The organism is Arcticibacterium sp. GJ41-1, assembly GCF_055808875.1.
Genome location: NZ_CM147888.1, coordinates 1,135,623 through 1,160,409, shown reverse-complemented (window position 1 = coordinate 1,160,409; position 24,787 = coordinate 1,135,623). Strand labels below are relative to the sequence as shown.

Annotated in this window: 23 protein-coding genes; 4 read left to right on the top strand and 19 right to left on the bottom strand. The window is 36.0% G+C overall.

The features are described 5' to 3' along the window. Positions 1-18: 18 nt before the first annotated feature. The 10 genes from AC0L6O_RS04595 to AC0L6O_RS04550 form a co-directional block, all read right to left on the bottom strand. The gene (locus tag AC0L6O_RS04595; RefSeq protein WP_473306664.1) at positions 19-582 is read right to left on the bottom strand and encodes an HNH endonuclease; all 564 of its coding nucleotides are present in this window, start codon (positions 580-582) and stop codon (positions 19-21) included. Between the two features lie 34 nt (positions 583-616). Continuing rightward, positions 617-1,132, bottom strand: a complete 516-nt coding sequence (locus AC0L6O_RS04590) for a dihydrofolate reductase (RefSeq protein WP_473306662.1) — start codon at positions 1,130-1,132, stop codon at positions 617-619. A 33-nt stretch (positions 1,133-1,165) separates the two neighbouring features. Then, complete coding sequence (locus AC0L6O_RS04585; protein WP_473306661.1) at positions 1,166-2,077, bottom strand: transporter family protein; 912 nt, start codon at positions 2,075-2,077, stop codon at positions 1,166-1,168. Then, a complete protein-coding gene (locus AC0L6O_RS04580; RefSeq protein WP_473306660.1) occupies positions 2,074-3,123 on the bottom strand; it encodes a cytochrome-c peroxidase in 1,050 nt (349 codons plus the stop codon). Before AC0L6O_RS04580 ends, AC0L6O_RS04585 begins: the two co-directional genes overlap by 4 nt. A gap of 3 nt (positions 3,124-3,126) precedes the next feature. Further along, positions 3,127-3,918 carry an MbnP family protein gene (locus AC0L6O_RS04575; protein ID WP_473306658.1) on the bottom strand — a complete coding sequence of 264 codons (792 nt, stop codon included), beginning with the start codon at positions 3,916-3,918 and terminating at the stop codon, positions 3,127-3,129. Between the two features lie 103 nt (positions 3,919-4,021). Further along, positions 4,022-4,417, bottom strand: a complete 396-nt coding sequence (locus tag AC0L6O_RS04570) for a hypothetical protein (protein WP_473306657.1) — start codon at positions 4,415-4,417, stop codon at positions 4,022-4,024. Positions 4,418-4,479: 62 nt separating this feature from the next. Further along, positions 4,480-4,989, bottom strand: a complete 510-nt coding sequence (locus AC0L6O_RS04565) for a DUF2480 family protein (protein ID WP_111374080.1) — start codon at positions 4,987-4,989, stop codon at positions 4,480-4,482. A 3-nt stretch (positions 4,990-4,992) separates the two neighbouring features. Further along, on the bottom strand, positions 4,993-5,958 hold the full coding sequence (locus AC0L6O_RS04560) for a hypothetical protein (RefSeq protein WP_473306655.1): 966 nt from the start codon (positions 5,956-5,958) through the stop codon (positions 4,993-4,995). Next, complete coding sequence (locus AC0L6O_RS04555) at positions 5,955-6,281, bottom strand: nucleotide pyrophosphohydrolase (RefSeq protein WP_473306654.1); 327 nt, start codon at positions 6,279-6,281, stop codon at positions 5,955-5,957. Before AC0L6O_RS04555 ends, AC0L6O_RS04560 begins: the two co-directional genes overlap by 4 nt. A 172-nt stretch (positions 6,282-6,453) precedes the next feature. After that, positions 6,454-7,491, bottom strand: a complete 1,038-nt coding sequence (locus AC0L6O_RS04550) for a VOC family protein (RefSeq protein ID WP_473306653.1) — start codon at positions 7,489-7,491, stop codon at positions 6,454-6,456. A gap of 112 nt (positions 7,492-7,603) precedes the next feature. On the opposite strand from AC0L6O_RS04550, the gene AC0L6O_RS04545 reads away from it, so the two are divergent. Next, positions 7,604-8,710, top strand: a complete 1,107-nt coding sequence (locus AC0L6O_RS04545) for a D-TA family PLP-dependent enzyme (protein WP_473306651.1) — start codon at positions 7,604-7,606, stop codon at positions 8,708-8,710. Positions 8,711-8,712: 2 nt separating this feature from the next. Beyond that, positions 8,713-9,087, top strand: a complete 375-nt coding sequence (locus AC0L6O_RS04540; protein WP_473306649.1) for a co-chaperone GroES — start codon at positions 8,713-8,715, stop codon at positions 9,085-9,087. On the opposite strand, the gene AC0L6O_RS04535 is transcribed toward AC0L6O_RS04540, so the two are convergent. Together AC0L6O_RS04535 and AC0L6O_RS04530 are read right to left on the bottom strand one after the other, a co-directional pair. Then, the gene (locus tag AC0L6O_RS04535) at positions 9,079-9,513 is read right to left on the bottom strand and encodes a thioredoxin family protein (RefSeq protein WP_473306647.1); all 435 of its coding nucleotides are present in this window, start codon (positions 9,511-9,513) and stop codon (positions 9,079-9,081) included. The two genes, AC0L6O_RS04540 and AC0L6O_RS04535, sit on opposite strands and share 9 nt — an antisense overlap. Further along, on the bottom strand, positions 9,510-10,991 hold the full coding sequence (locus tag AC0L6O_RS04530; protein ID WP_473306646.1) for a thioredoxin family protein: 1,482 nt from the start codon (positions 10,989-10,991) through the stop codon (positions 9,510-9,512). Before AC0L6O_RS04530 ends, AC0L6O_RS04535 begins: the two co-directional genes overlap by 4 nt. Between AC0L6O_RS04530 and ccsA the strand changes: the two genes are divergently transcribed. Then, positions 10,990-13,509, top strand: a complete 2,520-nt coding sequence (gene ccsA, locus AC0L6O_RS04525; RefSeq protein WP_473306645.1) for a cytochrome c biogenesis protein CcsA — start codon at positions 10,990-10,992, stop codon at positions 13,507-13,509. The genes AC0L6O_RS04530 and ccsA overlap by 2 nt on opposite strands. Here the strand turns inward: ccsA and AC0L6O_RS04520 are convergent, their stop codons facing one another. The 5 genes from AC0L6O_RS04520 to atpB all read right to left on the bottom strand — a co-directional run bounded on the left by AC0L6O_RS04520 (position 13,510) and on the right by atpB (position 21,009). Continuing rightward, complete coding sequence (locus AC0L6O_RS04520) at positions 13,510-18,231, bottom strand: T9SS type A sorting domain-containing protein (protein WP_473306644.1); 4,722 nt, start codon at positions 18,229-18,231, stop codon at positions 13,510-13,512. A gap of 210 nt (positions 18,232-18,441) precedes the next feature. After that, a complete protein-coding gene (gene atpH, locus AC0L6O_RS04515; RefSeq protein ID WP_473306642.1) occupies positions 18,442-18,975 on the bottom strand; it encodes an ATP synthase F1 subunit delta in 534 nt (177 codons plus the stop codon). A gap of 113 nt (positions 18,976-19,088) precedes the next feature. Next, positions 19,089-19,583 carry a F0F1 ATP synthase subunit B gene (gene atpF, locus AC0L6O_RS04510; RefSeq protein ID WP_473306641.1) on the bottom strand — a complete coding sequence of 165 codons (495 nt, stop codon included), beginning with the start codon at positions 19,581-19,583 and terminating at the stop codon, positions 19,089-19,091. A gap of 84 nt (positions 19,584-19,667) precedes the next feature. Continuing rightward, a complete protein-coding gene (atpE, locus tag AC0L6O_RS04505) occupies positions 19,668-19,931 on the bottom strand; it encodes an ATP synthase F0 subunit C (protein WP_341228380.1) in 264 nt (87 codons plus the stop codon). 40 nt (positions 19,932-19,971) lie between these two features. Continuing rightward, entirely contained in the window at positions 19,972-21,009 is a 1,038-nt protein-coding gene (gene atpB, locus AC0L6O_RS04500; RefSeq protein ID WP_473306639.1) for a F0F1 ATP synthase subunit A, read from the bottom strand. Positions 21,010-21,724: 715 nt separating this feature from the next. On the opposite strand from atpB, the gene dnaA reads away from it, so the two are divergent. Next, positions 21,725-23,227, top strand: a complete 1,503-nt coding sequence (gene dnaA / locus AC0L6O_RS04495) for a chromosomal replication initiator protein DnaA (RefSeq protein ID WP_473306637.1) — start codon at positions 21,725-21,727, stop codon at positions 23,225-23,227. Here dnaA and coaE read toward each other — a convergent pair. Further along, positions 23,217-23,792: a dephospho-CoA kinase gene (gene coaE, locus AC0L6O_RS04490; protein ID WP_473306635.1), complete on the bottom strand. Its 576-nt coding sequence runs from the start codon at positions 23,790-23,792 to the stop codon at positions 23,217-23,219. The two genes, dnaA and coaE, sit on opposite strands and share 11 nt — an antisense overlap. Further along, complete coding sequence (locus AC0L6O_RS04485) at positions 23,785-24,786, bottom strand: glycosyltransferase family 2 protein (RefSeq protein ID WP_473306634.1); 1,002 nt, start codon at positions 24,784-24,786, stop codon at positions 23,785-23,787. The genes coaE and AC0L6O_RS04485 overlap by 8 nt, the downstream gene beginning before the upstream one ends. Between the last annotated feature and the right edge of the window lies 1 nt (position 24,787).

Below are 24,787 nucleotides of genomic sequence, written 5' to 3'. Positions count from 1 at the left end.
CTAATATTCGATTACAGCTTACTGAGCTACAATATTTAGTTTCAACTCACTCGGTTTAGGATACTTTATTGGAATATTTTCCAATTTAAATGGTAATTCAAAAGTATCCAACTCTTCAACTTTCCTTTCAAGCAGGTCATTTTCCTTACAAAATTTAAATACTAATTTTAAGTATCGTCGAATTATCATAAGAGGCAAAAATTCTCCTTTATATTCCATCCATTCCATTAAGTCCCTTTTACCTTTAGAACTATTACATGAGCGGCAAGCGTAAATTAGGTTTTCTGCGTCATCCTTTCCTCCCATCTTCTGAGCAACAATATGGTCTAAAGCTAAATTCTGATTTGACCCACAATAATTACAAATTTGTCCAGTTTGTAATTTTATCTTTTCGTCATCAAAAATCGACCGCATATTCATAGTCTCATCCTTCAAACCTTTGAACAGTTTTGCTCTAATTACATAATTGAAGGTTCCATACTTTTCTTGATTTCTTTCTACAGCCGTATGTGCCATGGCCAAATTTGCATAGGACCAAAATATCAATTCCTTAACTGTTTCGTATTTTTTTACTTTTGCCATTCCTATCTATACCTATGCCATAAAATACCTTGAACTACCTCTCCTCCCTCAACAGCAAAGAAATCACAAAGTCGTATTGATTTTTCTCGTCTTTGGCGTAGAAGCGAGAATCTACGGTTTCCCAACCTTCTAATAAATTTAGGTCAAAAAACGCGTCTCCTTCTGGTTCGGCGTGTACTGCCGTAAGGTGAATTCTATTGGCATCTGCCAGAGCTTGGGTATAAATATTGGCTCCGCCAATCACAAAAACCTCTTCATTTCCATCGAGTTCCATCGCTAGCGAATAGGCAGCTTCTAAAGAATGTACCACATGGCAGCCTTCTATTTTGAGGTCCTTATTTCTAGAGACAATGATGTTATGGCGTTTTGGCAATGGTTTACCTATAGAATCATAGGTTTTCCTGCCCATGATAATGCTATGACCAGAAGTTAGCCTTTTGAAGTTTTTTAAATCTTCTGACAGTCGCCAAATAAGGGTATTATCTTTCCCAATAACATTGTTTTCTGCTACCGCAATGATAAGGGAGATGTTTCTTTCTTGATTTTCCACGGTGCCAATTTACTAAAATTGAAATCGTGGTTTTTAAAATGCTCTTAAAATACCGATAGAAAACATGGATTTAAATTCTAATTCGCCATCAGAAAGGTTTTGAGCCACCGGCAACTGTCCATTGATGCTGAAATTAAAACGTGGTGTATATATTTCTACGCCAACATTAGCTGCGGCAAGCCAACCGCCAGTCAATTCATTTTTGATACCATTTTCTTGATTCATGCCTGATTGCTCTGCATAAATACCGAATAGCGGAAGTATGGTCCAGTTTTGCGTGTACATAGTTCTAAAAAAAGTACCTGCTATCACCGACCTATTAGCAAAACGATAACCATCTTTATTGGTGCCGTTAATTTGATAAGTGGCATTCATGTTGAGCCCCATTTTCTTATGTTGCAGCGTATAAATAGCCTGCAAAGGAAAATCCCAGCTGCCTGTTCCTAATTGAAAATTGGCATTGGCCACCTGCGTGGCGTCATAGGTATCAAAACTAAACTTTCCCAAAGGAGCTTTTACGCCACCTCCTAAGAGTAATTGATGATTAAAATCTGAATTCCAAGCCGAATCCATGGATGTGTTGACCACATTATAATGTAACAATACTCGGGCATCACCAAAACCTTGGTCACTTTTATTTACACCATCATAAGTTAATACCTGCTCATTAAACTGATAAGGCAAAAATGCCATCAATTGAAGGTTCTTTGCTGGATATGTTCTTAATCTTAACTCAGCAGTTTGAAAGTTTTCTTCACTGCCTAAAAACTTGCTACTAATATGCGATTGATAAGTCTTTGAAAAGTACCGAACCCCAATTAGTTGTTGATTCATATTGGGCATAATGCCCATAAAAGAGCCTCCATTAGCACAGCCACATATATCGCAGGCCATGCTTACCTTAACGGAAGCTAGAAATATAGAAAGTAAAATTAATTTTCTCATGGTGCTGCAAATGCTGTATTCTTGATGAAAGTAGGGTCGTCTAAGGTTTTAAGAAAAGCCAGTAAGTCTGTCTTTTCATCTTCCGTTAATGGAATTCCCAAAACTCCATCTTTTTTAAATTCAGGGTCTAGCGTTTCAGAATCGTAAACCCCATTATCGTAATGTTCTAATACCTGCTTTAAAGAAAGAAACTGCCCATCGTGCATGTAAGGAGCGGTATAGCTAATATTTCTTAAGCTTGGCACTTTAAATTTATAATTATCGTCTGCATTTTCGGTAATAATAGCTCTTCCGTAATCAGGGTCTCTAGCATAAATTTGCAAACCATTATTTCTAAAACTACCATCAGTAAAAAGATCTGTGGCATGGCATGAGGCACATTTTGTTTTGAAAATAGACAGTCCAGCTATTTCAGAATCCGTAAATTCTCCACCAGGCTCATTTCTTACAAACTTGTCATACTTAGAGTTTGCCGAAACTAAACTGTTCATAAACTGACTTAGAGCCTTAAGAAAGCCTTCTGTAGTTATTTCTTCGGAGCCATAGGCCGCTTTAAACATCTTAGGATAATCTTCTGTAGCCCTTAGTTTGTCAAGAACATTTCCGAGCTGTTCATCCATTTCCACTGGATTAGTAATAGGAGCCACTGAAAAGAAATCTAAGTCAAAAACACCTCCATCCCAAAAGAACAAATTCATAAAAGCCGTATTCTGCACAGCAGGGGCATTCCTGGTGCCTATTTTATCATCAATTCCGTGACTAATAGAATGTCCGTGATGTGTAAAAGCATAGGTTTGACTATGACACTCCGCACAGCTGATGGTTCCATCTCTTGAAAGCTTACCATCATAAAATAACTTACGACCTAGTTCAAAACCCTCATCTGTTACCGGATTCTTAGAAAAATCATAGGTAGGCTGCGGGAAATTCTCTGGCTGATAAAACAGTTTTTCTCCAGTTTCCTCCACAGGGTTTAGCACTGTTGATGACCCATTACAAGCCATCAACAGTGTACCCAAAACAGCTAAATAGATTAGCTTTTTCATATTTTAGTGTACGTGGTCTACCGCAAATGCAGACATATAATTCGCAGACACGCTTTTACCTATCATTGGATTATGAATAGCTGGCGTTTCAGCTAAAGAAATGGTATTAGTACCATCCATTACCTTAGAGACATCAAATATCACATGTACCTGCGGAGAATTTGAAGCACTCACGCTAACACCATCTAAGTGAAGGTCTATCTGCTCAAGGTTATTAGGTGTTGCGGCATCTCTTCCTCCAAAACCTCCAATATGAAATTCAAACTTGTCGCTACCTTGAACATCAATTACGGAAGAGTTACCTTCAATTTTGAAGAAAATATAGCCCATATTCCAGCTCCAATACATATTATCGTCACCATAAGAAGCCACATCTAAAACACCAGTACGGGCAGAAACGTCAGAAATGCTTTTAAGACTATCTACACCTACAGTGAATGTTAAATGAGAATAATTTCCGCTTGGCACTTCTGGTAAATCAATAAATTGAGAACCTGTATCTGATTCTTTTACCAAGAAATATTGGTCTGGGAAAGAAATCATTTCTCCCATGTCAGACATCAAACTCACATTAGACACAAAATAGTTTAAAGTACTTAATGTGTACTCTTCTCCACTAGCGTTAGTAGCTTTTGTAGTTCCTAAGACTAAATCCGTAGAACCAAATCTGTTATCAAATTCTATCTGAACAGTATTAGTAGCGTTTGGGTCTTCTCCCATAGAATCATCATCACATGAGGTAGCAAAAATTGACAAGCCTAAAAGGCCAATATATAGTTTGTTAGAAATCTTCATTTCAATTGTTATTCTTAAAATTTTGTAAATAAATCAATAGACAGATAGAGCCGCTTCAATACATGAAGTGCCATACGGTCAATAAAATAAAAACGATAAATAATTAAGAAATAAGTCGCGGAGGATGAAAGATAGAGAAAGCTAGTTCGCTTCCTTTTAAGTGCTGATGCCCAGCAATAGGTTCTTGTAGTTTTGAAAAAACTATGGAATCAGAAAACTGCCAATCTGAGTGACCAGTTAGACACTCAAAACCTAAAAGCTTATCAACAAAAGTAGCAGTTGCCTCATTTTCGTCATGCTCTTGAGCAGCCTTTAATTGTTTAGCCAAATAACACTGACCATCACAATTTAACTCTGGACGCTCTTTATTAACACAGAAATTTTCAATAATGAAATCTTTGCGAAGCTCATAATTAAAAAAGATAGCAGGTACCACCATTGCCTTTACCAGAAGTAAAGTCAACAAGCTAAGTGCCCCTATTTTTCTTATATTTTGCATCCTGCTGAATTACACCACAAAAGTAAGACGTAATCTTTTATAAAAAATTGCGGTTGGTCATATTATCTTGGTTTTTTATAAAGAGGCACCGTACTGCATGGCTCACCAAACATTAGGCTCTTCACTATAGGCTGAAGTTTGCGAGAGACTTCAACATATATTTCGGCAGGTACATCTACTTTACTGCAGCCTTTTACCACCACTCTGGCATCGCGATATTGTTCAAAATCTATATTCAGAAGTGCTTCTTGATAAAGTTTTACTTCCAAATCTTTCAAAGTTCCTTTTACCACACAATTTGCCACGGGCTCTAACTTTAATGCCAAAAGCATGTATGCCCATGTCGGAATTATGACGTCTTCCGAGCAAGTGATGGCTACATTTTTGCCCTCATATTGTGACCAATCATGTTCTTTAAGAAATGTTCTAAAGTCTTTCTCTTTCAGAATCATGTCCATGAAAAGATTGTCTTTCAAATCATAAACCACACGCTCTCCTGCGTGATAAGAATCTTCTAAATCTAAACTAACCAGCCCACTAGTGGCTACTCTATTAATGATTTCTTCTGCCATGTATTAAGAACCTTCTTCTGGTTCAGAAAGTTTGGTTTTGTCAGAATCTTCATCCTCTTCCTCAAACTGTTCTGTTTCTAGCTCTTCCTCAATTTCGACAACTGGTGGAGCTAGGTTAACAGGTGCTTTTTCAAAATACTCCAAAGCCAAAGCATAATTCCAATGTTTTAAAACAAACTTATTGAAGACAAATAGCTGCTGAAAAACGGCCATAAGAATTATGGCAAAAGTCGAAGTCATGCCAATATATTTATCTAAAAGCATATAAATAAGGAGTATACAGAAACCTAGACCGATGGTCATCCAGAAATAAACCAGAGGCGTTTTCTGCCTAAAAACATAATAAAAGGCCTCCCAAAAAGCCTTTACAAAGCCAATTTTTGGCTCTTTATAAATAAATACCTTGGCATAAAAACTGACTGTTAGTCCGTAAGTCATTAATACAAAAAGGAAGATACTTGGCGGAATAAGCCATAAAACATAGCCTCTTTCTGTACTGCCATTTGCTATAGCAGCAAATATAAAATAGACGAAACCAGCTACTAAGAAAAATACAAACAGAAGAATTCCTATCAATAATAGTAATCCAAAATATTTAGGGAAATGTGAAGCCGATTTCTTAAAAAAGCGAATTAATGTAAGAGCTTGCTTTGGATTGGCCAACTGGTCAATTACCCCTCCCGAAAAGAACGTGTAAACGATTGAACCCACAAAGCCTGACAATAAAGCATACTTGAAAACAGGTTTAAAAGCCTTGCCAGAAGCGGCCATGAAATCGCTAAAAATCATAAAACTAAAGTCTGGCACCAATTCACTTAACAGCATACTGTGAGCAGCTTCTTTCTCTAGTATTTGATAAAAAAGAAACATTGGAAATGCCGTTAACAGCAATCCTACCACATACATAAAAATATGCGTAGGCCAGTTTCTCTTTACACGCTCAAAAGATGCCAAGAAGATATTTTTCATTGTAGTTTTTTGTTCTCCTTATGTCTATTCAGGTCACGTTTAGTCTTCTTCTCTAGATTCTTCTTTAGTGCATCTGTGAGGTCTATTCCGGTTTGATTTGCCAAACAAATCAACACGAAAAGCACATCCGCCATTTCATCGCCTAGGTCTTTATCTTTATCAGATTCCTTTTCAGACTGTTCCCCATATCGGCGAGCCATAATACTGGCCAACTCCCCTACTTCTTCTGTAAGAATAGCGGTATTGGTAAGTTCATTAAAATAACGAACGCCAATAGTTTTTATCCACTCGTCTACTATTTCCTGAGACTCTTTTATGGTCATTTTTCGTTAAGATTATAAGACAAAAGATATTAGACAAAAGACTTTTTTTTGCCTGTAACCCTTGCCTGCCGACAGGCAGGCGTGTGCTATGATATTTGAAGAGGTGAGTCAGTCCTCTCCCCACCTATCGGACGAGCAGGGGACTGACAATACTAGTTCTCTTGCATCCTCTTTACGGTTTCACCTTACCCCAACCTAGTGTTCCAATCATCCAGTTTGGCAATGGTTTTCTCATTCCACGCTTTTTAAGGTCAATGGAGATATTCAATTTCTTAAAAACTGGCACTTTATGCGTTTCTACAAATTCTAATAAAGTACCATCAGGGTCGGCAATGTAGCTAAACCTTCCACCAGCGTCACTCATACCAAAATATCCACCGCTATCTACCGTAAAAGGAAAACCACCATCCGAAGCTTTCTTTTTAAATGCATCCATATCTAAACAGTCAAAACAAAGATGAATGAAACCTAAATCTCCCCAGCTTCTGTCTTTCATGATCGTATTTACATCCGCATCTATCGCCTGAATTAATTCTATTTCAACATTCCCGAAGAGCTTATAAAAAGCTCCATCAGCAGTTTCAGTTTTCTTTAATAAAACTCGCCTCACCTTTCTATCACCACCTTTCAGTGATTCCAAATCTGAGAATACGCCCGTTTTATCATACACTACTTCAGAAATCCCTAAGGTATCTTTATATAGTGTTAAGGACTTCTCCATATCACTTACACCTATTATGGCTCCCAAAACACCACCCGTATTATCGGCTTTCTTTTTAAACCAAGAATTGTCAGAAACGAGTTGCAACCGATTTCCATAAGGGTCCTTTATCCAAGCATAAGATGAGCCTGATGGTGACTCTGTTGTTTGCAAACCTAGGTTCTTAGCCAAGAAATTTATATTACTTGATTTGATTTTAGCAGCATAAATACCCAAATCTCCTATGGCAGGCTCTTCAGGTGCAGCTATTGGCAATGGGTCTTTAGATTCCCAAATTTCTGCACCACCACCTCCAGCAATATTAACCGCCAAAATAGCTCGTCTTTCTCTTACTATTCCGTTTGTGTGTGGAGTCATTAACTCTGCTCTTGCCACATCATCAAACACTGGCACATTTAAGCCTAAATGCTCATTATACCATGAAAAAGCTGCACCAGCATCTGGTACTCCAATTCCTATTTGCTGAATGCCTGTCAATAAATTCGCCATCTATAAAAGTCATTTTAAAATTCGAATGGCAATTAAATCACTATTCTGATTAAAATGAAGTCTATCAATTATTATTCATGTTATTTTTGACCATCAAAACACTTTAACAGCTATGAATTGGTACGACATTGAAAATATTGACGAAGTAGATTCTCCATCTTTAGTTTTATACGAGTCACGTATGGATGCTAATATCCAAAAGATGATTTCGATGGTGAATGGCAAAGTGGAGAACCTAATGCCACATGTCAAAACCAACAAAACACCCGAGGTTATTAAAAGGATGGTGGATGCCGGAATTGTCAATTTTAAAGCGTCAACCATTTCAGAAGCAGAAATAGCCGCCGAACAAGGTGCCAAAGAAGTGATGATAGCTCATCAATTGGTTGGCCCTAAAATAAATCGACTGGTAAAACTCGTTTTAGCATATCCTGAAACCTTGATTTCCACCATTATTGACAACCCTGAAAGTTTAACAAAATTAGATTCAGCGGCAGCCTCAAAGAACATTACCATCCATTTCTATATTGACATCAATAACGGCATGGATAGGTCTGGAATTAAATTAGGCGAAGGTTTAAATACACTTTTGGCTCAAATTCCAGATTGTAAAAACTTAGTTTTTAAAGGGCTTCATGTTTATGATGGTCACCTTCATCAAAAATCGTTTGAAGAAAGAAATAACAAAGTGGAATCAGGGTTTATAGAAGTTGAAAAACTTTTTGCGAAGCTAGAAACAGAATTCCCCGACATTAAATTAATCTCAGGAGGAACGCCTTCTTTTACTTCTCACCTAAAAAAAACGCATAGAATAGCGAGTCCAGGAACTTGTGTATTTTGGGATTGGGGCTATGAAGAAAACATTGAAGAACAGAGTTTTGATGCGGCAGCATTGCTAGTTACTCGGGTTATTTCAAAACCTACGGAAGGCATTGTCACTATTGACCTTGGTCACAAATCTGTAGCGGCCGAAAACACGATTGACAAAAGAGTTAAATTGATAAATTTGACAGATTATGAGTTGCTTTCTCAAAGCGAAGAACATGGCGTTTTAAAAGTCAAAAACTGGGATTCAATAAAAGTGGGAGATGTTTTTTATGGAATTCCTTATCATATTTGCCCTACAGTAAACTTGCACGACGAACTTTCTGTTATAAAAAATAATCGCAAAATTGACACTTGGCAGATTACTGCCAGAAGGAGAAAAATTAATATTTAAAAATGGAAATCACACCAGATAACAAACTTAAGCGACTAGAAGTAGTAGGCGATAAAATATTAATCAAACCTAAAAATCACTCTGGAAAAACCAATTCAGGTTTATTTCTGCCACCTACGGTTACGGAAAAAGAAGAGGTTAGAAGTGGCCATGTGGTAAAAGTAGGTCCTGGATATCCATTGCCAAACCCAGTAGAAGACGAACCATGGAAAGGCACCGAAGAAAAAGTAAAATACATGCCACTTCAAGCTGAAGAAGGTGATGTAGCCATTTACTTACAAAGGCATGCCATTGAGATTCAATATGAAGGTGTGAAGTATGTTATCGTACCGCAAAGTTCTATCTTGATGCTAGAACGCTCAGAAGATTTATTCTAAGGTCAAAGCAAATTCAGCTTCTTCTATCATTCCATCAACTGTGAAAACGCCTTCTAGGCGATATAAAACTTCGCCGTTTGGTTTGAGGAAAAGGTACGTTGGGTAGGCGTTAATATTATATAGTCTGGCTACTTTGGAGCCTTCTGGGCTCTGAATATCCACTTTATAGTTTATAAAAGACTCATTATACTTTTGCCCTACTTTCTCCTTATTGAAAACTTCAGCTTCCATCTTTTTACATGGACCGCACCAAGTAGCAAATAGGTCTACAAAGATGATTTTGTCCTGACTAACCGCATCTTCCTTAATATTCTCAAAAGAATTAGTTTCACCCAATTTGAAATCTATTCCGGCATCCAGTATTGTCAGACTGCTGAAGACTAATAAGAGTGACGAAAATCCTAATAAAATTAAACGCTTTGTCATTTGATATTTTTAAAGGCTGCTTTCAATGTATCTGTTTCTAGGTTGTCCTTTTTTGCCATTTTCATAGCTTGCTTCATTGCTTTTTTCGCATCCCTAGTTCTTCCTACTTTCTTGAGCAAGAAAGCATATGTTTCCCAATTTGCAGCTGTTTCGTCTAATTTGATAGCAAAAGCAGACCATTTAATGGCATTTTTAAAGTCCATATCATCACTTGCCATTTCGTAATAACCTCTAGCGAAATCATTAAGTTGGAAAGATGCGGCTTTTGCAGCTCCATTTTCTAAACCTGCCAACATCATTTGATACCTTCCGGAAGATTCTGAAATACCTTTTTCCTTTGCGGTATCTTTAAAAGCCTCAATGGTCCTTTTGGTATGCTCTTCAAAATCCTCCATAGACCTACTCATAATTTGAGTGGCTTCTTCCTGAGCTATTAATTTGAAATGCTTAAAGTTTCTGGTGAGTTTGGCGTAGTCATACCTAAACTGTCTTTCCTCTGCAAAAGCCGCTTGCCTGCTATAGGAAGTGGCATGCACCGCATCAATCAAAACATCGAAAAGCTCGTCATCTTTATTTTCCACAGCTTCTCTAAAAGTTAACTTTTTAGAGTTTGAAATTCCTTTCAAAACATATTTCTGCTGAGATTCTGTCAATTTCATAAACCTTGACAATGACTCGGCTAGAATATAAAAGCCTTTAGAACTTACTGAGGTTACGTTTTCAGAAATAAGCGATAGTACTTTTTCAGTTTGAAGTTCGCTTTCGGGTACTACCTCTAAATATTTTGCGAGCACTTTGGGCTGTGAGCCTTCCTCATAACTTTTTCGTTTTAAGTATTCATAAAGAAAATCTACATCATCATTCCCATTTTCATAAACACTGTCCAATCGCCTAATAGGCACAAAGCCTTCAAACTTCCTTTTCGCTTTGCCAGCCTCTATCAATAAATTTCTTACCGATTGAAAACCTATTATCTTATGGACCACTTCTCCTTCTGAATTCACAAAAAGGTAAGTAGGAAATTCCTGAACGCCGTAATGCCGAACTAATTTCTTGCCTTCTTCTAATTCACTATCAATTTTGAAATTCACAAAATCCTTATTAAACATGGCTCCTACTTCCGCTTTGGTGAAAATAGTATTTTCCATGGCTTTGCATGGCCCACACCAATCAGCGTAGAAGTCGACAAAAATTAGCTTTTCGGCTACCTTTGATGCGTCTTTCGCTTCATCAAATGTAGCATATTTAAAGTCTATAGACTGGGCATTTACAGACCAAAAGAGGCCTAAAATGCAAATAAGTGACAGAAAGGTCTTTCTCAACATGATGTAAACATAATGCATTTTTAAATTTAACGAATTACTTCCGAGTTTCGCTTTTCGGCATGTGTTAAAATGCCATAAATGATACGAACTAAAATCGGCAAATTGCCCTTTTACTAGTACCTTTACAGTAAATTTTAAGAGAGAAAAATTCATGTTGAGACCTTATCTAGGAGAGATTGGCCGATTACTAACCATTTTGGCGTTTATTAGTTCTTTATTGGCCACTTATGCCTATTGGCAGGCCTCTCGAGAAAACGAAAGCAAACCATTTTGGAAAAAATATGGTAACAGCATTTTTATAGGTCACACAGTTTTTGTGATAGGAATTTGCCTCACACTCTTTACCATAATTTTCAATCATTATTTTGAATACCATTACGCATGGGACAATACTTCTCTTAGTTTGCCCTTAGGCTATGCTATCTCCTGCTTTTGGCAAGACCAAGAAGGAAGCTTTCTCCTCTGGATTTTTTGGAACGCCATAGTCGGCTGTGTTCTTATTTTACAATTCAGAAGTAAATCAAAACACGTGGCTTTAGGTTCACCTAGCATGATGATTGTTTCTGGAATTCAATTGTTTTTAACCTCCATGATACTCGGAGTGGTTTTCTTTTCTGAATGGAAACTAGGAAGCTCTCCTTTCTTAACTCTCCAAGAAGCCAACCCTACAGCACCTGTTTGGAAACTAGACCCTGGTTTTATTCCTAAAGACGGTAATGGCTTAAATCCATTACTTCAAAATTACTGGATGGTAATACACCCACCTACCTTGTTTTTAGGTTTTGCCCTAACCATGGTTCCTTTTGCATTTGCTATATCCTCCCTATGGAAAAAGGACTATACAGGCTGGTTAAACCTAACATTACCATGGGCTTTACTGGCAGCAGTGGTTTTAGGAACCGGTATTATCATGGGTGGCGTATGGGCCTACGAAACATTGAACTTTGGTGGATATTGGAACTGGGACCCTGTAGAAAATGCAGTTTACGTTCCATGGATAGTTCTTGTTGCTGCTTTCCATACGCTCATTTTTGCTAGAAAAAGTACCTCTGCTTTAAAATACTCCTACATCTTACTTATAGCACAGTTTATTTTAATTCTGTATTCAACATTCTTAACACGAAGCGGAATACTTGGAAATTCATCTGTTCACTCCTTTACGGATTTAGGACTATCAGGTCAACTTTTGCTTTATCTGCTTACCTTCTTATTTGGTGCCATAATCTTGGCCGCCATCAGATGGAAAGACTTGCCTACAGACGATAAAGAGGCATCTGTTTACTCTTCGGAGTTTTGGATATTTATGGGTGTTATAACTTTGAGTTTGGCTGCTTTTCAGGTAATTATTACTACGTCAATTCCTGTTTATAATAGCCTAGCTACAGCAATGGGGATAGACTTGAATATGGCTTTACCATCAAATCAAATAGCACATTACACCACTTTCCAGATGTGGCTGTTTATAGTAGCTGTTATTTTAATGGGCATAGCCCAATATTTCTGGTGGAGAAAAATTAAAGGTGAAAATTTCAAAGCTTTAAGCACACCACTTTTAGTTTCAATGGTCATATCTATGCTTGTCATTCTTCTTACCAAAGTAGATGACTGGAAATACGTTATTTTAGTTACGGGCTCTGTCTTCTCTATCGTGGCAAATGGCTCCATTCTAATTGACCTCTTTAAAGGAAAAATAAAAGTAGCTGGAGGAGCAATCAGCCATATTGGCGTAGCATTAATGCTTTTAGGAATTATGTTTTCATCTGCTTACGAGCGAACAGTTTCAATAAACACTACCCAAACAGAACTCTTCTCCGACTCTGAAAAAGAAAGTAGAGAAAACGTATTACTATGGCTTAACAGACCTTATGAATTACCAGAGTTCTCCCTTACATATAAGGGGCAGTTTGTTGACGTTAGAGAGGTTCCTGGCTTTATAGAAAAACGTTTTATTCAGCCAATCATTGGTTCAGGTTATAAAGGGATTGCTAGAGCCGATATTGTGGATGGTTCTGATACGCTAAGGTATCGTTCTGACACCGTAGAATATGAAGCGGAGAATACCTATTATCAAATAGCTTACGAACTTAAAAACGGCGAAAAATACAATCTTTACCCAAGGTATCAGATAAACCAAAAAATGGGTAATGTGGCTTCGCCAGACATCAAGCGTTTCTGGAACAAAGATGTTTATTCGCATGTAAACTACGTTCAAAACGAAGAAGAGCGTGAGTGGACTATTCCGATGGATTATAATGTGGCATTAAGAGACACTTTCTTTTTAAATGACTATGTGGCTATACTGGATGATGTAATAGGGGTAAGAGAGGTAGATGGCATGGCTTTAAAGCCTGGAGATGCTGCCGCAATGGCTCATTTAAGAATCTTAGAAAGAGATGGCGAAAAACTTCTAAGACCTACTTTTGTTATAAAGGATAATCAAGTTTGGAGTAAGCCAGTGGTGAGTAATGAACTTGGTTTACGAGTACAGCTAAATCAGATAGACCCAGTAACTGGTAATTTCACTTTTGGCATATCACGTAGCGAAAGAGAGTATATTGTATTAAAGGCCATAGAAAAGCCCTTAATCAATCTTCTTTGGATAGGAATCATACTTTTGATTATCGGCATTCTATTCTCGTCTTACAGACGATTTAAGATTGCGATGAAGTAGTTAATTCTTAATTACCTTTCTAACAAATTTCTTGTTATCAACATCAAAGACAAGTAAATATGTTCCTGATTTTAGATAATCAAGATTAAGCTGAATTTCTGAGTTTCTAAGCCTACCTAGGTTTTGAGACTCATAAATTTTACCACTAATATCTAATAAACTGTAAGAAACATTTTGATGCTTTTTTAAAGCAAATCTCAAGTTACAAGCCGTTGATATTGGATTTGGATATACTAAAATATCAGAACCAAAATCTGGTTCATCTCCCAATATCAAAACCTGAATATTTGCAGTTCCAAATACTTGACCTTCACCACATGTATTAACTACGGATGCTAATTCAAATGTGGTATTCTCATAAGTACTAAATGAATGAGTAGAAAATAAAGTGTTAGACTCTCCTACTTCACCATTAGTAAAGGTGTAACTAAATGGAGGACTAGAAGTAAAATTAATGGACAATTCAGCCAAACCACCAAACTCAACTAATGAATCACCCGAAATAGTAGCAGTAGGCAATTCATTAGTAATTGCATATATATGTTTTTCAGCTGTTCTATAAACACATCTTTCTTTTGATATCAAAGCATAATAAACGCCAACATTTTCCGCTTTAATAGAATTTAAGTCTTCCCCCTCCATCAATTCATCATTAAAGTACCAATGATAATTATAGTCCGATTCTGAAACAGTTTCAAGTGTTTGGAATCCCCCGTTAGGGCAAATATTAAGAATATCCATATCTGGGGATAATCTATTATTAATAGAGCTTGCCATTATTTCAACTGGTTGCGATTCTAGCCTACAATTTTCAGCTGTAGTATATTCTAAATGATAAAACCCTGGCTCATTCACCAAAATATCTACTCCTCCAACCTGAATCAGAGAGTCGTCCTTAAACCATCTCATATTTTTATAAGAGTAACTTACGAACAACCGAATCCACGATGAATTATCACACAGTATCCTACTAGAAGGATAAACATGAATATTTGATATTGGCTTATCTGAGATTTCGTATTCCTTTTTTAAAACACAACCATTTTCTTTCTCTATATAGACCTCATAAATTCCTAGATTGCTAGTTTCCAAGGTTTCTTCTATACCAACTAATTCATTTTGATAAGTCCAATTATAAGAAATCCCATTAGTGGCATATAACAGTCTCCCTGTACTACAGTTTTGTCCATAAAAAGTAAATCTATCCAAAGCTAGAGTGTCATTTTGAATAAATTCTACAGTAAACTCTTTTGAAGAAAGAATACATGTTTCTTGATTCGGATTGACAAACTTAACCTGATAGTTCCCAGGTTCATCTATCTCCAGTTTATTTTCGCCATCTGGGTAAGTCATCTTTTGTAAAACCCCATCCAAGTATAATTCGCGTGTCCAACCGTAAAATGACTCTGGTCCAATATATCTAGCCAATCCCACACTAGAACCAGCACAAAGTTGAACCACGTCGTCTTCAGAAAGTGCTAAAGCTTCATTATACCCTAAAAGAGTATAATCTGTAACTAAGTTATTTGTATTGACAACCTCTATTTCATTCGAATAATTTACGCAAGTTCCTCCAGAAACTTTCAATCTATATCTCCCACTTTCAACACTACTTAGATAAGACGTAATTGCTCCAGGAACATCCTTACCATTCCTTTGCCATTGAAATGAGAGTTGATTTTTTATTAAAGAACTAAGGGCATACTCGTTAAACCTAAATTCATTTGCCTCGCATATATAGTATTTACCATTGTTTAATATGCCATTTCCATATACGACGGCTATCTCAGGCAACACTTGTGAATCACCAAATTGGATATTTATGGTATCATCTGAATAGGCACTACAAGAACCCTGTTTAGCTTCTATGGTATAATTTCCATTCTCTGACACCTTCAATACTGTGCTATCGCCACCTTCTAAAGGTAAATTATTCCGTTTCCACTGAACACTTGTATAATTAAACCTTGAAGTTGATGCTAAACTTACCTCAGTACCTTTACAAAAAAAATGATTTTTAAAGCTAGTATTTATTGAAGGCTTCGGTATAGAGTCACGTTTAACCGTTACCTTTTTACTTTCAAATATGCAACCTTGATTTTCGCCTATTATTGAATAAGCACCCTCGTCCCAAGCTTCAGCTCTAATTAAGCCTTTTTCTAAGCCGGAAATCTCTTCACCATCTTTTTCCCAAGTAAAATCCCCAATACTTGAATACGCCCTTAAGGGGGTGAAGAATCCTGAACAATGGGCATATTCACCTGTTTCAGATCTTACCTCTAAATACGAATCTATTATAGTCAGCTTTGGACTAACCCTAGTAAGACTTTCATCTTCACTTTGAATAATTACGTATTCAGTTAAATCTGGCAAATCGTATTTAAAAAAAGAATCACTTGCTTTGACACTACCAATTAGTTTTTTGGCGAATCTTCCGACCTGTGTATATATATTAAACTTAGTGTCCTTTTCTATTTGGGCTGGAAATTTTAGATTAAAAACAGTTTCCTCATAGGAGCAGAAATTAGTTTTATCTACAGAAATCAAACTATTATTGCACCCAATAACTGATGAAACTCCAGACCCTTCAAATAATAAATATTCCTCATCTTCTTCCCCCTCATCACCCCACAAAATAATTTTCAGATAAGGGTTTTCCGAAAAATTACGATAATGAACACCCAAATTTATAATTTCAGATAAACCCCCATAATAAGAAGTCGGATAATTTAGGGAAGATATTTGACCCTTAAAATTATGTTCAATCTTAAATCCATTTGATGGCCTTTCGCCCTCTAGAAAAATATAGACTTCCTCTCCTTCACAAATTGACGACAGAAACGTCAGTTTTACTTTCGGTCCATCTTCAACTGTAACATTAGCCGTATCCGTTATGCTACAGCTTCCAAAGTTAGTTTCTAGAAAATATTCACCCTCCTCTTTCTTTGAAATACTTTTGATTAGGAGTTCGGAACCATCTATTTCCTCACTTTTTGGTGTCGTCCAAGTGTAATTAATTTCATCCGGATTAGAAGTACTTAGAGAAAGTTCATCCCCAACAAATAAATTAGTTGTACCTATAACTTTTCCAATTCTTTCTGGTACAATCTGCTCTGAATACGAGATACAGCCTAGGTTCTTAACTAAAATATTATAACTATTAGTATCAGATATACTCACCTCCAATTCATTACTACTTATGCCATTATCTATAAGTTCTCCATTTTTAACCCAATTAAAACTGTTTCCAGAGGTAACCTCAGGTGATAACCTAAAAACTTCACAATCCTGAGACCTTATTTCAATCCCAATACTTTCTAAACTAGGCTTTATTAAACTTAAAGTATCCGAATAAGTGAGGCACTCGTTTGATTCTGAAACAAAATTATAAATGCCCTCCTCCGTTAAAGTAATCCTCAACTGTAAACGTCCGCCAGGTGGATGCGATAAATATGGCAAACCATTTCTATATAGAGTTGTTTTAAGTAATCGTCCTTCATTGAATGAGACTTCCACCGTTTGGTTGTCACATAAAGCTAGCTCGGTATAACTTCCTTCGGTTGTTCTACCATTAATACCCATTTTAGATTTGCTTGGTGTCAGATTATATACTGTACTGGCACTAGAACAATTCTCGTCAGAATACTCTAATCTTATTTTCGGGACAGTAATTCCATAACGATCATAATTGACAACATTTTCAGATGAATAAATGAGTCTTCCATCAGATTCATCATATATATCTAATTTATTCTTTGCATTATCAGTATCCAAATTTTCTATAGAAACTGTAGTAATCTTACAAGGTTGATAACTCACAACCGCCATTGGTGCTTCAATACGACTACTTTGGAAGAAATATTTAGGCTTTTGTACATAGGTACAATAATCAGAATAGACCTTCTTAGATGAATACAGTCCAGATTCTAATATTTCAAAGGTTTTTGAATTTGAAAGCACTTTTTCATTATCCTTATACCAATCTGTTCTCGTAGAAGAATATAACGTATAACTATTTTCTGCACATATTAAAACAGTATCCTTTCCTTCAATAGAAACCTGTTTATCAAAGTAAAATTCTAACTCATTATTAACAGAGTATCCATTCTCTTTGATTACAACTACAGGTTTCGATAAGCCTATACAAGAAGCTATACTTGCTTTTAATTGATATATACCTTCACTTTCAGGATTAATATCGCTACCATAATTACTAGCCACTGGAAATCCATTTTTCGTCCAAGTATATTCAATTTCCGAACTAGCAAAATTCACGTTAGTATTTCCATAAATATATTCGTAAATCTCTGATGACTCACATAAATGAATGGTATCTTCTCTTGTAGTAACATTAATAATTTCTGTTTCCTCTATATTAAAGTGCCCTATTTTATAAAGACAATTTCCACTAACTACTTCGACAAGAAAAGAACCACTACCTGAGATATTATATTGATTTTCTTTCCCTTCACTAAGTAAAGAATCGTTCTTTAAAAACCTGTAAGTAGTCTGATCATTTGTAGGGCCCAAAACTTTAAAGCTAGTTTGCGAGTCCTTACATACAAGCCTTTCTGTTATTCGTGGCGGAGTGTAGAAGCTAGAACTATAATTATATGTATCATTTATTCGTAACTCATATTTCTCATCACATTGAGCCCATGAGGAGAAAGAAAATGATGATAATACAGAAAGCAGTAATAAAAAGTTAAGGTTAACTTTCATTAAAAGATGTTTTTCTAAAAAGTGGTCATTAAAACCTCAAAATAAAAAATTAATCCCTCAGTTCGTAGTTTAGTTTAACCTAAATTAATTCTAATAAAAGTGCGGTGTCTTTAATTTCTAGTTAATTAAACCAGTACCCCTAAAAAGGAAAAAACCCCGGGATACCCAGGGCCTTTCTCAACTTTATAGCCATGAAAACTAAATCTTTGACTAAGCTAATTCTAGCTTTAAGTCGTTTATCTTTTTTCTAACTGAAGTATCTATTTGAGTATCTCCTACTCTTAGCACATATCCTCCAATCAGTTCTGTATCTATTTTTTCTTCTAATTCAACTGTCTTTCCACTCGCATCCTTAACTATCTTGATAAACTCTTCTCTCTGAATTGCAGTTAAAGGCTCTACTGTAGTAACGCTAGCTTGCTCAATATTATTAAGCAGAACATATAGTTTTTGAAACTCAGCAGCGATAGGCTTTATAAGACTTTCTCTGTTCTTCCTAGTTAAGACGTCAAAAATTGAATAAGTCACAGGATTAACACGAGATTCGAAAATATTTTTCAAAATCGTCTTTTTCTTGTCATGTCTCACAATAGGATTAGACATTACAGCCTCAAATTCACTATTCTGGTCACAAACTTCAGTAAAAAGTTTCATGTCATTATTGACATCCTCTACCACTTTTTGTTCAATCGCAAAGTCAATTAAAGCCTTTGCATATCTGTAAGCTACTACCGCGTCTGACATTTTTATTATTTATCTAAACCCGACTCATTCTAAACAAAACTAATAAGTCTGGCTTAATATCTAGTTATTACTACTTAATATTATCCGAAGAAATTATTTAGCGAGGGTAAACCTTAATTAAGATTTGCTTCTCCTATTAATTCCGTCACTAATTTAGAATGAGCGTCTTTAGAAGTTAACTCTCTCTTAATCACTTTTTCAGCAATTTCGATTGATAAAGAAGCTACTTCTTTTCTCAAATCTGAAATCATAGCCGTTCTATCTTGAGCTAAAGTAGCTCTTGCGTCAGACATGATTTTATTTGCTTCAGTACTCGCTTTATCTTTAGCTTCAGAAATCATCCTATTGGTAGTTTCTTTGGCTTCTTTAATCATTTTATCTCTTTCGGCTCTAGCTTCTGCTAATAACTTTTCGTTATCAGACTTAAGTTTTGCCATTTCTGCTCTAGTCTCTTCAGCCATTTTAAGAGCAGAACTAATTTCTTCTTCTCTTTCACTAAGGGCAGATAAAATACCTTTCCAAGCAAATTTCTTTAAAACAAAGAAAAGCGTAAGGAAAATAAGAGCTTGCCAAGCTATAAGACCAACACCGGGAGTTAATAATTCCATGATATATCTAAAAAATTAATCTTTTTAAAATAAAAAGTTTTGCTCTGACACCTAATGTGAACAGAGCAAAACGATTGTTGCTAATTATCCAAGAACGGCCAAAAGACCTACAACCACACCAAATAAGGCTACAGCCTCAATAAGTGCAGCGATGATAATCATCATTGACTGGATTTTACCTGCAGCTTCAGGTTGACGAGCAACCCCTTCCATAGCAGATCCACCAATTTTACCAATTCCGATTCCAGCAGCGATTGCAGAAAGACCAGCACCTACAGCACCACCCATTGCAGCTAAGCCAGCACCTGATTCAGTAGCAGCTTGTAAAAGAATGTTTAACAAAGACATTTGTAAAACGATTTATAGTTAATAAAAAAATAAATACTAATTAATGATCGTGATGCTCTTCAATAGCACTTCCGATATACATTGACGACAATAAAGTAAATATATAAGCCTGAATAAAAGCAACTAATATCTCAATAAGAGACATAAAAGTACCTATGGCCCAAACTCCACCACCTACGGCATAATTCTTAAACAAGAAAATTAAGCCTATAAAACTCAACAGGATAATATGACCACCTGTAATGTTTGCAAAAAGACGAATAGTTAAAGATGCTGGTTTCATAAAAACACCAATACCCTCAATTATCCAAAACAATGGCTTTAACCAACCCGGGACACCTGGAGGAGCTACTAAGTGCATCCAATAGTTTTTGTTCGCTTTTACGTGAACCATAACAAAGGTAAAAATTGCTAGTGTTAAAGTAACAGAAATGTTACCTGACAGGTTAGCCGCACCCGGTGTTAAACCAATAAGATTATTAATTAAGATAAAGAAAAACAAAGTCAACATATAAGGTAAGTATGTCTCATACTTAGGTCCTATATTAGGTTTAACTACTTCATCTTTAATAGTTAGAATAACAGGCTCGAAAAAAGACTGAATTCCACTTGGTGCTTTTCCTCTATTCTTTTTATATCCTCTACCTACCGCCAAGAAAATAGCAATTAAGATTATAGCACTCAAGAAAAGAGAAGCTACGTTTTTAGTTATTGAAAAGTCCCATACTGTAGCGTGATGGTCGTTTACTAAAGCAATTTTCTCGTGATGATTAACATACGGTCCATAAACGCCATGGTCATCGAATTTAGCTGAAGAGAAAATATCTAAACCATGCTCTTGCGTATAAAGGATAACTGGTAATGGCAATTTTACTCCATGAGCAAATTCCCAACCATGCTCGTCAAGAATATGGTGCATAATCATACCACCCATATCAAAGGCTTCTTCTGAATGATCTTCATGTCTCTCCACAAAATCGCCTTCTTCCCCCTCATGTAAAGCTTCCTCATGCTGAGCAAACGAAAGAAAAATAGAAAAAACTGATAATGAAACAGTTAAGAGTAACTTTTTAAACATTGCTTAGGTCTTCTTTTTGATGACTTTTTCTAGTACCTGCTAAAATCGCCGCAAGTTACGATATAAACCGAAAGTTTCAAACAAGGTGAAAAATAAATATAGTACAAAAAAGTTCAAAACGAAAAGCTTAACATTTTCTACCCCTATATACAAGAAGACCGTAACAAAAATAACACAAGCCAAAAACCTAATTATTACCGTAGATAGATAAAACTGTATGAAATTATCCCCTTTATCCCTCATTCCTTGTTTTGAGATAACAATAAATAAATAAGAGACTGCCCCAAAGAAAGCCAATATCACATATTTCTTTGGATGTAAAAAAGCCAAAGGTCCAAAATGGTCAGCTAGGAAAAATGCAATTAAAATAGCGGTATACAGTAGAATTGTTTTGAGCATAAAACCACATTGGGTTATTTATTCTTTTAAGACCGCAAATTACAAAATATCGGAACTATATAGAGAATATCAACTCCTAAGAAATCTATAAAGAAAATATATTCAATGAACTGAATAGTAATATTTCAAGTACGAGCACAAAAGTTATCCACATTTATCTAATAACTTATAGGACTAAAATAAGATGCAAGTTTCATGCAATCTTTTTCAAAAAATAAAATAGTTTTTTTGCTAGCCTTTAGCCACTTCATTTCACTAAGTTTGTATCCTTTTCTCCAAAGAAAAGCAACTTTTTTAACCAACTATCTATACGAAATTGAACCCGGAAGCAACAGAGAATGAAGCAGGAATAGTTTGGGCTAATTGCCTTAAGGTGATTCGTCAACACACTTCAGACCAAAGTTTTAAAACTTGGTTTGAGCCTGTTATGCCATATAAATTAAATGGCAAAAAATTAATCATTCAAGTGCCTAGCCAGTTCTTTTATGAGTGGTTGGAAGATAATTATGTAGAGTTATTAAGAAAAGCTTTAGACTATTCTATAGGTACGGATGGTCAATTGGAGTACTCCATAGTAGTGGATAGAGGTGATAAGGTAAATAACAAACCTCCACAATCTCAATCTGTAGGAACAAACAACAATAGTAACAATAACTACAAAGGCAATAATAGCAGCAACGGCAATAACAGCAACGCTCCTAAATACCAGCGAAACGACTATAGAAATCAAAACGCAGAACCGAAAGAGGTTAAAAGCCCATTTGAACTTAGAGATTTAAACGCCTTACAATCTGACTCCTTCTTAAACAGGAGTTATTCGTTTGACAATTTCATAGAGGGAGACTGCAATAGGTTAGCTCGAGCAGCCAGTTTTGCGGTAGCTGAAAAACCAAGTGTAACTTCGTTTAACCCACTTATGATATATGGTGGCGTAGGTCTTGGTAAAACTCACTTAGTACAAGCCATTGGAAATTTCATTAAGAACAATAGCCTTAGTGAGAAGTTTGTACTCTATGTGTCTTCTGAAAAGTTTACAAGTCAATTTATCAACTCGATAAAGAACAACAGCCTTCAAGACTTTATGTCTTTTTATATGCAGGTTGATGTTTTAATAATAGACGATGTTCAGTTTTTATCTGGGAAAGAAAAGACGCAAGAAACATTCTTTCATATTTTCAACCACCTGCACCAGTCGGGTAAGCAAATAGTAATGACTTCTGATAGGCCTCCTAGAGACTTAGAAGGAATGGAAGACAGATTGCTTTCAAGGTTTAAATGGGGGCTTACCGCAGATTTACAAAGCCCTGACCTTGAAACTCGTATTGCTATTATTCAAAAGAAACTGCAACACGAGGGTGTTGAAATAGATTTTGAAGTAATTGAATACCTTGCCCACAGCATTGACTCCAATGTGAGAGAACTAGAAGGTGTTATGATTTCATTGATAGCTCAGGCCTCATTGACTCAAAAGACAATTGACCTAGAACTAGCAAAAAGAACGCTTAATCATATTGTAACCGAGTCTGAAAAGGAAGTTAATATTGACACCATTATAGGCGTAGTTACAGAGCACTTTCAAGTTAGAATAGCTGATTTGAAAAGTAAAAGTAGGTTACGAAGTATTGTTATTCCACGTCAGGTGGCTATGTATTTAGCGAAAGAAATGACAAACCTTTCTTTAAAATCTATTGGTTATCACTTTGGAGGCAGAGACCACAGTACGGTTATTCATGCTATTCAAACAGTAAACGACTTGATGGACACGGATAAGGAAATGAACAATACTGTTCATAAACTTTCTCAGAAATTTAAGAAGTAAGAAGTTTTTGGTGAACCGCTAATACTTGAGGTATCAATAGGTTGTTTTCATTTTCAATGATGAAATCAGAAATTCCTTTGAAATATTCAGAGCTAAACTGATTTTTCATAATAGCCCTAATTTCTTCTTCTGTCCGTTCAGTGTCTCTTTCTAAAGTTCTAGCTAGTCGTACTTCTTCAGATGCACTTACATAGATAATCTTATCTAAATCAGCCCCTTTTTTCATAATAGCAGCCTCTTTTAAGACATAAGGCCTTCCTCTATGGCCTTCCATCCACATTATTACATGCTTTTTGACAGCAGGATGAACAATCCCATTTAATGCAGTCAATAAGCTAGCATCTTGAAAAACAGCTTTCTTTACAAATGGCACATTATATTGACCATTTAAATAAGCATCTTCCCCTAAAAGATCAATAATTTGAGACTTAACAGCCTCATCGCACGAAATAAGCTTTTTAGCTTCTTCATCTGCATAGTAAACTGGCACACCTAAAGTTTCAAAAATTCGGCAAACCGTACTTTTTCCAGAGCCAATTCCGCCTGTTATTCCAACTCTAAGCATTTTTTAATTCAGAAAAGGTTTTAATCTTTTTGACAAAGTAGGCAAAAACGATAGAAGTAGGATAAAGACATTTCCCCGACCTTGGTCTGCCTTTTGATGTTTTAATTAAATAAGGAAGCATAGCATAAAAGCTAAAGTGTGCTCTAATAATGGCCCAAAAATCTAAAAGCTTAAATTCCAAAAGAAGCTTTACACCAGAAACGCCATCTAATATCAATCTAATAACAATCACTTGAAGGGCTCTCCACAAAGGCAAATTCTTAGCTAGCATAGCTAAACTGTTCCTATAATTTAGAAAGGTCTTTTGAGGACTACTCTTATTTAGCGTTCCTCCACCAAGGTGATAGACTTTTGAATTAGGTACAAAACCAATGCTATAACCAGCATTCTTTATTCGCCAGCATAAATCAATTTCTTCCATGTGTGCAAAGAACCTTTCATCAAAACCACCTAAGTCGTGAAAGACATTTGCATCAATCACTAAGCAAGCTCCTGTAGCCCAAAAAATGTCAATATTCTCATCATATTGACCTAAGTCTTTTTCACAATGGTCAAAGATTCTTCCTCTACAGAACGGATAACCCCATTTATCTAAAAACCCACCAGCAGCTCCAGCATATTCAAAAGTATCTTTCTTTAAATATGAAAGTATTTTTGGCTGGCAAGCCACTAAACCAGGAGAAGATTCCAAGTTATCAATAAGTGGTTTTAGCCAATTCTCCGATACCTCTACATCTGAATTTAAGAGCACATAATAATCTGCCGTAATTTCCTTTAAGGCTCTATTATAACCTCCAGCAAAACCACTATTCTCTTTTAAGGAAAGTATCTTAATACTTGGAAAATTATCTTCCGTAAAAGATATTGAGTCATCAGAGCTACCATTATCTGCCAACCAAATATCAGCATCTTTAGTATGCTCTAAAACAGAAGGTAAAAAGGTTTTTAGATGCTCTTTGCCATTAAAGTTCAGTATGACTACGGCAGTGCTCAAG